Genomic DNA, 14,457 nt, shown 5'->3' on the forward strand with positions numbered 1-14,457 from the left:
CCCGACAGTCCGGGTCTGGGCGCCGTCACCGGAGAACACACGGAGGTCAGCGTGGCCAAGTTGCCGAACCAGCCCGATGCCGACCGGCGCACGGCCGGAGCCGACGGTCCTGACGACGAGGCGGACGTCGCGACCGCCGATGCCGACGCGACCGCCGATGCGACCTCCGACCCCGACGACGCGGCGCTCACCGCCGACCGGTCGCTCTGGCAGGACGTACGGATCGACCCGGTCGAGATCGCGTTGCCGGCTGGCGTCGGCTACACACTGCGCGCCTACCGGTCGTCCGCCGCGTTGACCCCCACCGACATCTCCGAGCGCGAGGAGGACGATCTGTTCGCCGCTCGGCAGCGGGCAGCCGCCGAGGAGGACGAGGACGACGAGTCCGTGGTCATCCTGGACGAAGAGTTCGCCGCGGCGCTCGCGGAGGAAGAGAACGAGCAGCAGGACGGGTCGACGAGCAAGTCGGGCAAGGGTGGCAAGGCCGGCAAGGGTGACACAGCCGGTGGGAGTGACGACGCCGATGAAGACGTCGATGTCGATGTCGATGTCGACGACACCGAGTCGGCCGACAGCGGTGAAGAGGTGCCGATCTTCCTCAGCCACCGGGGCAAGCTGCTGCTGTTCCGCGACCCCGAGGCGCTGGTCAGCTTCGTCCGGTCCGGCGCGTCGCACGACCTCGCGCAGCTGGACAGCTGGCCGGATCTGGTCGACCGGCTGCAGCCGGCGGACGTGGCGGCACTCCCGGAGGACACCTATGAACTCGACCTCGTGGTGGAGAACCTGCGAGGCGGTCACGACGCCTGGGACGCCGCGCTGCTGATCCAGTCCGGCGAGGTCGCGAGGGACCTCGCGTACGCTCTGCGGATGCCCTCGGTGCTGGACATGCTCTCCACCGGATCCAGGCTGGACGATCTTGACGAGGCGCTAAGGTCGACGGTTGACGGCGGCATCGGCGGTTTCATGGCCCGCCGCAAGTTGAAGAAAATCGGGGCACAAACGGCAAGTCTCGGCTGGCGCACGATTATCGGCAAGATCTCTGCCGCTGCGGACTGGCGCGACTGACCCCTCACCAGGGACCATCAGTCCTTGGCATGACGGGTGTCCGGGAGGAGGACGGCGCGGTGGCGCTCGTGCGGGTGTACTGCGGTCTGGCATCGGCGGACCGGGCTGCCCGGTCGGCTTCGACCGGTCCGGCCCTGTCCGCCGCGATAGTCGACGACGCCGGCCGGCTGCTCGACGTCTGCGAGATCGGCGACGACCCGGCCGGCTACGCCCGGCTGAGCTGCATGCTCATCGAGCGGTCGGGCGGCGCGAGCGGAGCTGCCATCGCCGCTGACAGCGACGACCACGTCGTCACCTCGCTGCTGACCGCCGCCGGCCGCCCACTCGCGGTAGCCGACGACGACGCCGCGGACGACTACGCCGAACGGTTCGCCGACGACGAGTCGCTGGACGAGATGTCCTCCGCGCCGGCGCAGCGGCGCGCCGTCGGGCTGGCCCGGGCGCTCCAGGCCGGGGCGATGTCCGCGGTGGCCCTGCCCGTCTCCCGCGACCTCGTCGCGTACAAGCCGGTGCTGGCCGCGCACGCCGCGTTGGCCAACGGACGGCAGGCCGCCGCCGTGGCACTGCGCGAGGTGCTCCGGGAGCTGTACCCGGCCGCACTGCGGGCCTATCCCGACCCGGCCGAGCCGGTCGCGCTCGCGGTGCTCGACGCCCTGCCGGAGCCAGGCATGCTCAGCGGCACCAGCTCACGCAACCGGGAGCTCACCGTCGCCGCTGACGCGGTCGCCGCCCACCTCGCCTCCGACGGGGTGGCCGACGCGCAGACCATCGACGCGGCGGTGACCGCCCTACGGGTGGCGATCGTCGAGTCGCCCCGCCGCGGCACCGTCAACAAGGCGCTCACCTCCGCCACCGCCGAGACGGTGCGGCACGCCGTCGCCGCCGTCCGGGCCTGCGACGCCGCCGCCGACGCTCTGGTCGCCACCCTGACCGCCCGGGTCGTCACCCCGACACCGATCGGTGGGCCGCACGCCGCGCGCCAGGCCGCCGACCCGACCTCCGGTCCGCCGTCACCCGGGCTGCACGCGGTACCGCCGGCCCCGGGCGCCGGCCCGAGCCGGACCCCCGCCGGCGGCCGGCGGGCCCGTCCACAGCCGGTCGGCGGCAGCGCTCCCGCCTCCCCCCAGCCGATGACCACACCGCCGGTGGCACCGGCCCCGGTGGCGCCGCCACCGAACGCGCCGACGCCACTCACCCCGCTCGCCCCGGTGGCCAGGCGTTCCGCCGATCCGGGCAGCGACCGTCCGGTGTCCGCCCCTCCCCCGCCACCGCCCGGGATGACCCCGATGCCGGCGCAGCGTCCCGGCATCGCGCCGGCGGACGCCGGCGAGCCGTTCCGCGCCACGCTCACCACGGCTGCCATCAACGACGCGCGGGCGCAGCGCCGGCCGACCCCGATCACCCCTCGGCCCAACACCCGGGCCGGTGCCGGTCCGGCCGGCCCTGCCCCGGCCGCCGCGCCACGGTCGGCGCCGCCGGCGGGTACGGCGCCGGTCTCCGGAACCCCGGTGTCGGCGCACCCGATCTCTGCCAGCCCGATGTCCGGGGCACCGATGTCGGGGGCACCGGCCTCGGCAGCACCGGCCAGTGGTTCGCCGCTTGCCGAGCCGCCGACCGGAGGTTTTTCCGCGACCGATTACAGCCTGCCCGTTCCCGCCCCGCGGCCCGGTCCGCCGACGTCGTCACCACCCGGTTCGCGGTCCAACTGGCCGCTGGTGCCGCCGGGTCCCGACGGCGGCGACGAGTCCGCTCCGGGCTACCCGGGAGGGCACGAGGAGCACCGGCCGGCCGCGTCCAACGGGCACAGCGGCCGGGTCAAGCCACCGTGGCTGGCCGACGACCTGCCGCCGGAGCCACCGATGCTGCGTCTGGTCGAGCCGCCGGTCGCCGACCAGGTCCGTCACGACGACTTCCGACCCGACGGCTACGGACGGCCCGAGGACTACAGCCGGCCCGACGCGCCGGTGGAGACGCCACCGCTGCGCCTCGTGGACGCTCCCCAGCCACCCCCCGAGTACGGTCGCGGCCGTCGGGCCGCCGTGGAGCCGCTGAGCGCCCCGCCCGTACCCGATGAGGGCGACGGCGACCTGCTGATCTTCGCGGCGGCACGGTCGGCCTGGTTCGTCCGGCATCCGGAGGCCGACGGGGCGGAGTTCGCGACGCAGGCGGACAACGGCTGGCGGGCCGCCGAGTTGGCCGCGCAACCGTCCATCGGTGCCGCGACCAACGCCGGGCTACCGAAGCGGGTGCCGCAGGCCAACCTGGTTCCGGGCTCACCGCTGCGCGACGAACGCCCGCTGCGGATCGTCCGGGACGCGGCGAGCATCGCAGAGCACACCAACGGCTACTTCCGGGGCTGGCGTCGAGGTCAGGAGATCGGCGGGTACGCCGTCGGCGGGCGGCCCGGCCGGGAGGCCGCCGGCGGGTGGGACTTCAGCCGGGACCAGAGCGGGCAGGGCGACGGCCGCGAGTACGAGTACCGGCCGGCCGGTCACCACTCCTGACCGGGGTCACCACCCGCCGCTGACGGGGTGCTCGGGCTCGGCGCTGGTGTGCTCCGGCTCGGCCCCCGCGTGCTCGGGCTCGGCGCCGGTGTGCTCCGGCTGCCCGTCGTGGCACGCCCGTCGTGCCGCAGACACCAACTGCCGCCCACGCCCACCCCGCCGATGTCGACAGGCACCACACGCGGGCCGGCCGCAAACGACACCTACCGGCGGCACCTTGGTCAGGTGCCGCCGGTTCAGGTCGGAGATCGGGAGAGTCTGTGCCTGGTGAGCTGGCGGTCAGGCCGGTGCCACCGCACGCTGACGCCGCATGGTCAGCACGTACTCGACCAGCGAGATCAGCACGTGCTTCGTCGACTCACGGTTCCGCGCGTCACACGGGACGACCGGGACATCGCTGGAGATGGCCAGCGCGTCCCGCACGTCCTGCGGATCGTGGTACTGCATGCCGTCGAAGCAGTTGATCGCCACCAGGTAGGGCAGCCGCCGATGCTCGAAGAAGTCGATCGCCGCGAAGCAGTCGGCCAGTCGACGGGTGTCGACCAGCACCACCGCCCCGATCGCTCCCCGCACCAGTTCGTCCCACATGAACCAGAATCGAGTCTGGCCCGGCGTACCGAACAGATAGAGGATCAGATCTCGGTCGATCGAGATACGTCCGAAGTCCATGGCGACCGTGGTGGTCGTCTTTCCCGGCACCTGTCGCGTGTCGTCCACGCCGACACCGGCCGAGGTCATGATCGCCTCGGTGGTCAACGGCGTGATCTCCGAGACCGAGCCGACCAGCGTCGTCTTGCCGACGCCAAACCCACCGGCGATCACAATCTTCGCCGATGTCACGCGCCCGGCCATGGGGCGGTGCGCCATGTCAGAGCCTGCGAAGTCCACTCAGCACCCTCTCCAGCAGTTCCGTGCCCACCGCGTCGTTCGTGTCGTCCAGGGATGTCGGCTCGTACACCGCGACCAGGCCGTCCGAGGCCATGTCCGCGATGATGACCCGGGCTACTCCGAGTGGGAGCTGCATCCGCGCCGCGATCTCCGCGAGCGACTGCAGCCGGCCGTCACACAGCGCGGCAATGTATTGGTGCTCCCGGCCCGAGCCGCCTTTCACAGCGCCTGAGGACCGGCCGCGCACCGTCGTTTCCACGAGCGCCTCGAGGGCGATTTCCAGCTTCGGCCGGGTACGACCACGGGTAACGGCGTACGGCCTGACCAGAGCACCGGTCGGTTCATCGCGCTCGGTCATCTGCCGTCACCCCCTCTCGTCCTGCCCGCAGCTCCACCTGTCGGAGCTCGTAGCGTCCAGTTCTTCTCTGCAGACCGGTGCCGGTCGTCGACGCCGGCACCGGTCTCGTCAGCGTGGTCAGCCCAGCATTCCAGCGGCCGTGCGGGGCGCGGGCGTCAGCGCCTCGCCAACCCGGTCCACCAGCAGGGCCATCTCGTACCCCACCTGGCCGACGTCGGAGCTTCGGGCGGCCAGTACCGCGAACGACGAACCGTCCGATATCGACATGAGGAAGAGGAAGCCGTTGTCCATCTCAACCACTGTCTGCAGCACCGCACCACCCTCGAAACACCGCGCCGCGCCCTGGGTGAGGCTGACCAGTCCGGAGGCGATGGCCGCGAGCTGGTCCGCACGGTCCCGGGGAAGATCCCGGGACGCCGCCAGGAGCAGACCGTCCGCTGAGACCGCAATCGCGTGAGCGACCCCCGGCACGCGATCGGCGAAGTTGGCCAGCAGCCAACCGAGATCCTGCGTAGTTGTCATCCCTCATGCTCCTTGCCAGCCTGCGAGGATTGCTGCCCTCCCGGGGTCGCCCCCGGGTTGGTCGAGTGGTCGTCCTTGGGCTGAGTACGGCCGCGTTGCACACCACGGTGGTACGCGGACAATAGCCCACGGACCGCTTCCGGTGTGCGACGCTGTACCGAACTTGACGCCTTGTCTACGCCACCTGGTACTAGCTGTGCCATCGGGACCCGCTTCGGCAGGCCCGCCTGGGTCTTTTCGGCCACTTCGACATCAGCCGCAGCGCTTGCCGCGCGCCAGCCGTCGTCTGCGGCAGTCTGCCAACTGTCCGGCGGACCCTCGCCACCCCCGCCACCGGCGGCAGCCGGCCGCGAGGTGGCGGCCACCGGCTCCGGCCGGCGCGGCAACGCCGAACCGGGCCTGCCGGCCGTGGTCGTCCCGGCTTCCGACGCCGGAGCGGGAGGCCGGGAGGCGTCCACCTTGGCGATCGGCTGGGTGGTGGCGGTCGAGGCCGCACCACCGGACTGCTTGATCATCGCCCCCGCCGCCGCCCGCGCTTCGTCCGCGGTGGGGCGCCGGGTCCGGAACCAGGCCGACTCCAGCTCGCGGAAGATCGGCAGTTCCATTGTCTCGTCGGCGAACTGCTTGGGTGCCGCTGGCGGGGTGACCGTCGGGTGTTGGGCGGTCGCCGCGTTGTCCGGACCCGACCGGGACACCCTCGGCAGTTCGGCGGTCATGTCCAGCGCCGCAGCGAGCTTCTCCGGCACCGGCGGTGCCGGAGTGTCCCGCTGCTCTGCCGCGACCGGCGGCCAGGCCGGTGGTGCCGCGCTGGGCGGCGGCGCGGCCGAAGGTGCCGGAGCGGCCGGCGGCGGTGTCGCCGACCGCTGCTGGTGCGCCGGTGGCTGCGGTGGGCGTTGGAAGCTGGCCGGCTGCTGGAACGCGGCGGGCTGCGGGGCCGCTGTCGGCGGCACCGGCGGAGCCGAGAACGGCCGCACCGGGGGCGCGGAGACCGGCGGGACGTACGGCTGCCCGCTGACCGGTTGATGGCCGGTCGGCGCGCCGTGGGTCTCCGGCGAGCTGGCGGCCTGACGCGGAATGCCGCTGGTAGGCGCTGCTCCGGTCACCTCGCCGTCGACTGTCCAGTGATCGTTGGATCGGCGCTGTGGCAGCGGACCGGTGCGCTGCTGACCATTGGCCGGCGGGGCTCCCAGCACGTCGGAGCCGTTGGCACCGTTCGTGCCGTTGGTCGCTCCGGTCAGGTCCGACCAGGCTGGCATCGGGCGGGCCGGGGCGGCCGGCGGTGTCGCCGGGCCACCACCGTTGATCGGCGCCGGTTCGAACGGTCGCGGCGGGGGGCCGGCCGGTGCCGGCGACTCGGCCGGTCGGCCGCCGAAGCCACCGCCCGACGGCCCGTTGCCGCCCTCCAACGCAAGGGGTGCGGCGAACGACGGCCGGGCGACGGCGGGCATCTCCTGGCCGCCACCGGAGCCGAACGCGGCCGGGGCGGCGTTGCGGCCGGCGAGGGCCCGCGGAATCAGCACCGAGGTCGGCAGGGTGACGTCGGCGACTGTGCCCCGGTCGGCGGCCGGGCGCAGCTCGACCTTGACACCGTGCCGCTTGGCCAGCCGGGCGACCACGACGAGACCCATCATCCGGGACACCGCCACGTCGACCATCGGCGGGTTGGCCAACCGGTCGTTGAGCTCCCGCAGCTGGTCGGCGCTGACGCCGATACCGCGGTCCTCGACGTAGAGCACGGCACGGTCGCCGACCCGGCGGGCCTCGACCATCACCTGCGAGTCCGGCGGCGAGAAGGCCGTGGCGTTGTCGAACAGCTCGGCGACCAGGTGGACCAGGTCGTTGACGGCGTGCGCGGCGACCTCGATGTCCCGGTCGACCATCCCGAATTCGATCCGGGTGTAGTGCTCGACCTCGGACTGCGCGGCGCGCAGCACGTCGATCAGTGCCGCCGGCTCACGCTGCACGCGGGTAGAGTCCGCGCCGGCGAGAACCAGCAGGTTCTCGTCGTTCCGCCGCATCCGGGTGGCAAGGTGGTCGAGCTGGAAGAGTTCGCCGAGCCGGTCCGGGTCCTCCTCGCCGCGCTCCAACCGGTCCAGGTGGCCGATCAGCCGGTCGACCAGGATCTGTGACCGGCGGGCGAGGTTGACGAACATCGTCGACACCGAGGAACGCAGTGCGGCCTGTTCGGCGGCGGTCTTCACCGCCTCCAGGTGAACCGCGTTGAACGCCTCGGTCACCTGACCGAACTCGTCCTTGCTGCGGACCGGCAGCGGCTCGGCGATCTGGTTGGCCAGTTGCATCGGCGAGCTCTGCGCGGTGACCTGCGGGTCCCGCAGTCGGGCAACAGCATGCGGGAGACCGTGCTGGGCCACGGCGAGCGCGCCCTGGCGCAGTTCACGTAGCGAACGCGCCATCGCCCGGGCGACCAGAGCGGCGAAGAGGATCGCCAGCAGCAGAACGACGAGCAGCAGGATCGTCTCGACCAACAACTGCTGCTGTACGTCGTCGCGCAGGATGGTGGCCTCGTTGACCACGTCGCCGTCGATCTTCTGCTCGACGGTACGGATCAGATCCGCGTGTCCGGTCAGCGCCGCGTCCCAGGCGTCGGCGTCGAACGGCGTGTCACGCATCGACTCTTCGTTCTGGCCCCGGATGAAACCGCCGTAGGTGTCCGCTTCCCGCAGCGCCGGTCCGGCCACCGTCTGGTTGTAGAACTCCAGGTCGTCCTGGATGGCGGCAGCCTCGAAGCTCTGCCGGGACTGGGCCTGACCGGCCCGGGTACTGATGTAGTCGGTACGCAGTGACGGGGTCAACGCGTTCTGGCTGAACGCCCGCAGCACGACGATCCGCTCGCGGGAGAGGAACTCCTTGTTGCGGGCCAGCGAAGCGGCGGCCCGCATGTGGTCGCTGAGCTCGGTGTCGTTGGCCAGCTGGGCGGCCGAGTCGCGGATGTCGAGCAGGTCGCTGAGCAGCACCTCGTAGGCGCGGGCAGCCTCGGTGAGACGGTAGGTGCCGTCAGCGGTGGCGCTGTTGACCACCTGGCTGCGTACCCCGGGCAGGTCGGCGAGGTTCTGGTCGATCCGGGAGAGCAGGTTACGGAAGTTCACCGGCAGGTCGGTCAGCTCCGCGCGGCGCTGCGAGTACGGCGTCCGGGCCTCGTCGACGGTGTCGTGCAGGGCGTTGTACGCATCGAGGTAGCCCTGCCGGCGCTGCTCGTTCCCGGTGCCGAGCAGGAGCACTGCGGCGGCCCGCTCGTTCTGCAGGTCGTGGACCAGGTCGCCGGAGGCGGCGGCCAACGTGGCAAGCGTGCGTGCCTGGGACGCGTTCCCGGCGGTCTCCAGGTGCCCGATGAGGCCGTTGGTGCCGACCACGATCGTCGCCAGGGTCGGCACGATCATGATCAGACCGAGCTTGGACCAGATCGGCAGATCGTTGAGCCGGCCAACCGGCCGGCGGAGACGCGACAGGAATGAATCTGCCGTCTTCGGCCGCTCGCTCACGTCACCGCCCTCCTCATCGGTGCCGGTCCGTTGCACCGGACACCGCCCATCGGCCGACCCGGGCGGATCGGACCCCCGAGATTCCATCACGACGCCACGCAAAGAGAAAGACCAGGTGGCTCGTCACTGCGAGTGTGATGCGATGGTTATCCCGACATATGACAAATAGCACTTGCCTGATTACGCTAAGTGAACGCTTCGGTCCGTGTTGCCGGCTTCGAGAGCAACTGTGCTCTCGGAGCGCGACGAGCATCTTACGCCCACCACGTCGAGCCGCCACCACCGATGGGACCCGCCGGACATAGCCCTCCGCGACCAGCCACCGACCGGGTGGCCGGCTACCGGTGGCCCGAACGGGGGACCGCTGTCGGCGGCCGATGGGCCACCGGCGGGCCGGCTACCGGGTCAGCCGATCAGCTTGGCGTACGCGGGCTTGATGACGTCGTCGATGACCGCCAGCCGCTCGTCGAACGGGATGAACGCACTCTTCATCGCGTTCACCGTCAACCACCGCAACTCCGACCACCCCCACCCGAACGCCTCCACCAACAACCACATCTCCCGCGACATCGACGTCCCACTCATCAACCGGTTGTCCGTGTTCACCGTCACCCGGAACCGCAGATCACGCAACAACCCCACCGGATGCTCACCGATCGAACCCACCGCACCCGTCTGCACATTCGACGACGGACACAACTCCAACGGAATCCGCTTGTCCCGCACATACGACGCCAACCGCCCCAACCGCACCCCACCCCCACCCACCTCAATATCATCCACAATCCGCACCCCATGCCCCAACCGATCCGCACCACACCACTGAATCGCCTGCCAGATCGACGGCAACCCGAACGCCTCACCCGCATGAATCGTGAAATGAAAATTCTCCCGCTGCAAAAACTCGAACGCGTCCAAATGCCGCGTCGGCGGAAAACCCGCCTCCGCACCCGCGATATCGAACCCCACCACCCCCACATCCCGGTACCGCACCGCCAACTCCGCGATCTCCTGCGACCGCGCCGCATGCCGCATCGCCGTCAACAACGTCCCCACCCGGATCACCCGACCCGCCCCCGCCGCCTCCGCACACCCCGCCGCGAACCCCGCCAACACCGCCTCCACCACCTGACCCAACCCCAACCCCCGCGACAGATGCTGCTCCGGCGCGAACCGCACCTCCGCGTACACCACCCCGTCCGCCGCCAGATCCACCGCACACTCCGCCGCCACCCGGAACAACCCCGCCTCCGTCTGCATCACCGCCACCGTGTGCGCAAACGTCTCCAGATACCGCTCCAACGACCCCGAATCCGCCGCCGACACGAACCACCGACCCAACTCCGACGGATCCGTCACCGGCAACACATGACCCACCTCGTCCGCCAACTCCACCACCGTCGCCGGCCGCAACCCACCATCCAGATGGTCATGCAGCAGCACCTTCGGCGCCCGAACGATCTTCGCCAACGAAACAGCCACCATGGGTGGAGGGTAGTAGGTTCCGACGTCGCACTCCGGCACGGGACACGGGTATCGCCGATACCGGCGCGGGTGCCGGTCACCAGCCAGGCAGGATGTCTACGATGCTCACCGACGTACTGCCGTACCTGCGCTGCCCGGTCTGCCGCGCGCCGCTCGCCGCCCACGACGGCGGCGTCCCCCGCGCTGGCGACACCAACGGCAACGCCGACGGCGCCGTGCGGGCACTGCGCTGTCCGGCTGGACACAGCTTCGACGTGGCCCGGCAGGGCTACGTGGACCTGATGACCGGCCGGGTCCGGCACGCCGGCGACTCCGCCGAGATGGTCGCCGCCCGCGACGAGTTCCTTCGGACCGGGCATTTCGACATGGTCGCCACGGGGCTGGTCGAGGCGGTGGGCAGCCCGGCTCCGGACGACCGGGCCGGGCCGATCGTGGTCGATGCCGGCGCCGGAACCGGGGCCTACCTCGCGGCGGTGCTCGACGCGCTGCCCGGCGCCGTCGGACTCGCCCTGGACCTGTCCAAGGCGGCGGTACGCCGGGCCGCCCGCGCCCATCTGTCGGCCGCCGCGGTCCGCTGCGACACCTGGCGCCCGTTGCCCGTTGCCGACGCCTGCGCCGACCTGGTGCTGAACGTGTTCGCTCCGCGCAACGGCGGGGAGTTCGCCCGGATCCTGCGGCCGCGCGGCGCGCTCATCGTGGTCACCCCGCTGCCCGACCATCTCGGCGAGGTGATCGGCCCCCTCGGGTTGCTCCGGGTGGACCCGGCGAAGGACGACCGTACCGGCGCGGCGCTGCGGCACCACTTCGACCGGGTCGCGCTGCACGTCCTGCGCCGACGGCTGTGCCTGTCGCACCGCGACGTCACCGCGCTGGTACGGATGGGGCCGAGCGCCCGGCACACCGACCCGGCCGATTTGGCCTCGGCGATCGCCGCGCTACCGGAACCGGTCACCGTCACCGCCGCCGTTCAACTGGCGATCTACCGCTGCCGGCCGGGCAGCTGACCGAGGACCGGTCAGGTCGACAGGTCGACCTCTTCCCAGCCGGGCGGTGCGTCGTGGTACGGGCCACGGAAAACGACCGCCCATTCCAGGGCCCACCGCCGTTGCCCGATGGCGTTGGCGTCCACCACCCCGGGCAACGGGTCGCCCCGCCGTTCCGCCTCCAGGTAGCCCCAGTCCAGGCAGTAGTAGAAGTCGAGCAGTACGGCGGCCTCGGCCGCGTCGCGGGGAGCGACGAGGGTCCGGGAGCGCCATTGGGCGAAGGTTTCGCCGGCCACCAGGTTCGGCAGCAACGCCATCAGCCGGTCGTCGGAGACCGCGACCGGGTCGAGGTGCCGGGTCAGCCCCAGCACCCAGGCCAACGCGAAGATCGCGTCGTGGTGCAGGACGAACGAGCGGTGGTCGCCGCGCCCCCCGATGACGAACTGCCACTCCGGCGGGGTGACCAGCTCGACCAGATGCGAGTTGAGCAGCCAGCTCATCGCCGCCTGCGGCGGCATCCCGAAGCAGCGGGCCAGCACCAGATGCAGGATCGCGGTGCGGGCCTCGATCTCCGGGGTGGGCCGCAGCTCGACCCCGTCGCCCGGCTCCCAGACCAGCGGAAAGCCGGCCGGAGGCAACGGTAGGCGGAGCCGGCGCAGCTCGTCGAGACTCTCCGCGCGAATGGCCCGGGGGTCAGGAGCGAGTACGGTCACAGGCTTCGTTCCCTGCTAGTCGGCGTCGGCTTCTCTCCTGAACGGACCCCCCGGCGAGGCAGGATATCCGCTCTGTGTCACGGGTACCACGACAAGGGGTGTCGGTACGCCGGTCGCGGCGGATCAGGCGATCCGGTCGACGACCAGCTCGGTGGCCGCCGGTGGCGCGTCGGTGAGCTGAACGGGATCCGTCGGGCCGAACCCGCCGGAGAGGGCCGGCAGCACGTCGGCGATCCGGTCGGGATCGTCGGCGCGCAGCTCGACAAGGGGGTCGCCGGCCCGGACCTGCTCCCCCGGCCGGCGGTGCAGGATCACTCCGGCGGCGGCGCTGACCGGATCCTCCTTGCGGGCCCGGCCGGCACCGAGCCGCCAGGCGGCCACCCCGATCGCGCGGGCGTCGACCGCGGCGACGTAGCCGTCCCGGTCGGCGCGGACCAGTTCGGTTTCGGCGGCGACCGGCAGCGGGGCGTGCGGGTTCCCGCCCTGGGCGGCGATCATCGCCCGCCAGGTGTCCATCGCCCGACCGTCGCGCAGCGCGGCGGCCGGGTCGGCGTCGGGCAGGCCGGCGGCGGCCAGCATTTCGCGGGCCAGCGCGAGGGTGAGGTCGACGACGTCGGCCGGGCCGCCGCCGGCGAGCACCTCGACCGCCTCGGTCACCTCGACGGCGTTGCCGACCGCCCGGCCGAGCGGGGTGGACATGTCGGTGAGCAGGGCGACCGTGCGGACGCCGTGTGCGGTGCCCAGGTCGACCATGGTGCGGGCGAGCTGCCGGGCGTCGGCGACCGACGCCATGAAGGCTCCGCTGCCGACCTTGACGTCGAGGACCAGCGCGCCGGTGCCTTCGGCGATCTTCTTGCTCATGATCGAGCTGGCGATCAGCGGGATCGCTTCGACGGTGCCGGTGACGTCGCGCAACGCGTACAGCTTGCGGTCGGCCGGGGCGAGGCCGTCGCCGGCCGCGCAGATGACCGCGCCGACGTCGCGCAGTTGGTCGACGAAGCGGGCGTTGGTCAGGTCCGCCCGCCAGCCCGGGATCGACTCCAGCTTGTCCAGGGTGCCGCCGGTGTGGCCGAGCCCTCGGCCGGACAGCTGGGGTACGGCGGCGCCGCAGGCGGCGACCAGCGGGGTCAACGGCAGGGTGATCTTGTCTCCGACGCCGCCGGTGGAGTGCTTGTCGACGGTGGGCCGGGCGACGCCCGACAGGTCGAGCCGCTCGCCGCTGGCGATCATGGCGGCGGTCCACCGGGCGATCTCGGCGGTGTCCATGCCGCGCAGCAGGATCGCCATGGCGAGCGCCGACATCTGCTCGTCGGCGATCTCACCCCGGGTGTACGCGGCGATGGTCCAGTCGATCTGGGCGTCGCTGAGTCGGCCGCCGTCGCGTTTGGTGCGGATCACGTCGACGACGCCGGCTATCTTGGTGCTGTCACTAGACAAGTCGGTCATACCTTCACGATGGCTCCAGGGTCGCGGGCGACTCTGGAGAGGGCGGGGTAGGAAATCGGCTGCCGGATGCTCGCGGTGCTGCTGCCGGGTGCTCGCGGTGCTGCCGCGATCGATCAGCCGGTCCAGCGGGTGCTCACCTCGGTCGGCGGGTCACCCTCGCCGGCCCAGGAGACCCCGCCGTCGGCGTCGACCACCACCACCCGGTGAGTACGCGCCCGACCCCAGGCCACCACCGACTCGGCTGACGGCCAGCTCGGCGCCTCCTCCAGGATGCCCGAGCCGGCCGCCTCACCGGTGGACTCGGACCGTTCCCAGTAGCCGGTCCAGACCAGCTCGCCGCCGGCCGAGTCGGGGTGTACGAAGACGGTGCCCCGGCCCCGCCACTTGGCCAGCCGGGCCGGCACCGCGGTGTCCGGCGCCACCACCGGGCGCCCGGCGGCATCGGCCCGCCCGACGTGCTCGGGGCCGACCCGGTCCCGCTCCACCGTGCCACGACCGGCACCGCGACCGGTGCCCCGGCCGACGCCGACGCCGGGGGCGAGCGCGGCGGCCGCGAGATCCGCCGGGCCGAACGCGTGCGGCAGCAGCTCCGCCACGGTCAACGGCGCCGGCAGCGCTTCGACCTGGCATTCCGGCCCGCCGTGCTCCCACAGCAGCTGACGGCAGCGTCCGCACGGCATCAGCGGCTGGCCGTCCCCGCCGACGCAGGACAACGCCACCAGCCGGCCACCGCCGGTGCTGTGCAGCGACGAGACGACACCGCACTCGGCGCAGAGCACCACGCCGTACGCGGCGTTCTCGACATTGCAGCCGACCACCACCCGGCCGTCGTCGACCAGCCCGGCCGCGCCGACCGGAAAGTTCGAGTACGGCGCGTAGGCGTGCCGCATCGCCTCGGTCGCGGCCCGCCGCAGCTCCACCCAGTCGATCTCCACGACTGCCCTCCTCACCTGCACCGGCCACCGCCACCGGCCGGTCGGCCCGGTTCGTACG

Annotated in this window: 12 protein-coding genes; 3 read left to right on the plus strand and 9 right to left on the minus strand. The window is 72.1% G+C overall.

Annotated features, from left to right (window positions below):
- The first annotated feature begins 51 nt into the window (after window positions 1–51).
- Entirely contained in the window at window positions 52–1,065 is a 1,014-nt protein-coding gene (locus ACN27J_RS14500; RefSeq protein WP_421366771.1) for a DNA primase, read from the plus strand.
- Window positions 1,066–1,094: 29 nt separating this feature from the next.
- Window positions 1,095–3,569 (plus strand): transposase, encoded by a 2,475-nt coding sequence (locus ACN27J_RS14505; protein ID WP_421366772.1) that lies wholly within the window; start codon window positions 1,095–1,097, stop codon window positions 3,567–3,569.
- Between the two features lie 6 nt (window positions 3,570–3,575).
- On the opposite strand, the gene ACN27J_RS14510 is transcribed toward ACN27J_RS14505, so the two are convergent.
- From ACN27J_RS14510 to ACN27J_RS14535, 6 genes are all read right to left on the minus strand, one after another.
- Window positions 3,576–3,704, minus strand: a complete 129-nt coding sequence (locus ACN27J_RS14510; RefSeq protein ID WP_421366773.1) for a hypothetical protein — start codon at window positions 3,702–3,704, stop codon at window positions 3,576–3,578.
- A 144-nt stretch (window positions 3,705–3,848) separates the two neighbouring features.
- Window positions 3,849–4,436 carry a GTP-binding protein gene (locus ACN27J_RS14515; RefSeq protein ID WP_123605491.1) on the minus strand — a complete coding sequence of 196 codons (588 nt, stop codon included), beginning with the start codon at window positions 4,434–4,436 and terminating at the stop codon, window positions 3,849–3,851.
- 1 nt (window position 4,437) lies between these two features.
- On the minus strand, window positions 4,438–4,815 hold the full coding sequence (locus ACN27J_RS14520) for a DUF742 domain-containing protein (protein ID WP_123605492.1): 378 nt from the start codon (window positions 4,813–4,815) through the stop codon (window positions 4,438–4,440).
- Between the two features lie 117 nt (window positions 4,816–4,932).
- Entirely contained in the window at window positions 4,933–5,337 is a 405-nt protein-coding gene (locus ACN27J_RS14525; RefSeq protein ID WP_278171351.1) for a roadblock/LC7 domain-containing protein, read from the minus strand.
- Window positions 5,334–8,837 (minus strand): nitrate- and nitrite sensing domain-containing protein, encoded by a 3,504-nt coding sequence (locus ACN27J_RS14530; protein WP_421366775.1) that lies wholly within the window; start codon window positions 8,835–8,837, stop codon window positions 5,334–5,336. Before ACN27J_RS14530 ends, ACN27J_RS14525 begins: the two co-directional genes overlap by 4 nt.
- 405 nt (window positions 8,838–9,242) lie before the next feature.
- Window positions 9,243–10,322 (minus strand): adenosine deaminase, encoded by a 1,080-nt coding sequence (locus ACN27J_RS14535; protein WP_421366777.1) that lies wholly within the window; start codon window positions 10,320–10,322, stop codon window positions 9,243–9,245.
- 101 nt (window positions 10,323–10,423) lie between these two features.
- Between ACN27J_RS14535 and ACN27J_RS14540 the strand changes: the two genes are divergently transcribed.
- Entirely contained in the window at window positions 10,424–11,326 is a 903-nt protein-coding gene (locus tag ACN27J_RS14540; protein ID WP_421366779.1) for a putative RNA methyltransferase, read from the plus strand.
- Window positions 11,327–11,337: 11 nt separating this feature from the next.
- On the opposite strand, the gene ACN27J_RS14545 is transcribed toward ACN27J_RS14540, so the two are convergent.
- From ACN27J_RS14545 to ACN27J_RS14555, 3 genes are all read right to left on the minus strand, one after another.
- Window positions 11,338–12,018 (minus strand): DUF4272 domain-containing protein, encoded by a 681-nt coding sequence (locus tag ACN27J_RS14545; protein ID WP_421366780.1) that lies wholly within the window; start codon window positions 12,016–12,018, stop codon window positions 11,338–11,340.
- A gap of 123 nt (window positions 12,019–12,141) precedes the next feature.
- Window positions 12,142–13,464 carry a thymidine phosphorylase gene (locus ACN27J_RS14550; RefSeq protein WP_421366781.1) on the minus strand — a complete coding sequence of 441 codons (1,323 nt, stop codon included), beginning with the start codon at window positions 13,462–13,464 and terminating at the stop codon, window positions 12,142–12,144.
- 113 nt (window positions 13,465–13,577) lie between these two features.
- The gene (locus ACN27J_RS14555; protein WP_421366782.1) at window positions 13,578–14,399 is read right to left on the minus strand and encodes a cytidine deaminase; all 822 of its coding nucleotides are present in this window, start codon (window positions 14,397–14,399) and stop codon (window positions 13,578–13,580) included.
- Window positions 14,400–14,457 lie beyond the last annotated feature (58 nt).

Source organism: Solwaraspora sp. WMMB762, assembly GCF_049179115.1.
GTDB lineage: Bacteria > Actinomycetota > Actinomycetes > Mycobacteriales > Micromonosporaceae > Micromonospora_E.

Excerpts from the sequence above, each read along its gene's own strand:
- ACN27J_RS14505 (WP_421366772.1), top strand. The coding sequence starts at position 1,095 with ATGACGGGTGTCCGGGAGGAGGACGGCGCGGTGGCGCTCGTGCGGGTG.
- ACN27J_RS14515 (WP_123605491.1), bottom strand. The coding sequence starts at position 4,436 with ATGGCGCACCGCCCCATGGCCGGGCGCGTGACATCGGCGAAGATTGTG.
- ACN27J_RS14520 (WP_123605492.1), bottom strand. The coding sequence starts at position 4,815 with ATGACCGAGCGCGATGAACCGACCGGTGCTCTGGTCAGGCCGTACGCC.
- ACN27J_RS14525 (WP_278171351.1), bottom strand. The coding sequence starts at position 5,337 with ATGACAACTACGCAGGATCTCGGTTGGCTGCTGGCCAACTTCGCCGAT.
- ACN27J_RS14535 (WP_421366777.1), bottom strand. The coding sequence starts at position 10,322 with ATGGTGGCTGTTTCGTTGGCGAAGATCGTTCGGGCGCCGAAGGTGCTG.
- ACN27J_RS14540 (WP_421366779.1), top strand. The coding sequence starts at position 10,424 with ATGCTCACCGACGTACTGCCGTACCTGCGCTGCCCGGTCTGCCGCGCG.
- ACN27J_RS14550 (WP_421366781.1), bottom strand. The coding sequence starts at position 13,464 with ATGACCGACTTGTCTAGTGACAGCACCAAGATAGCCGGCGTCGTCGAC.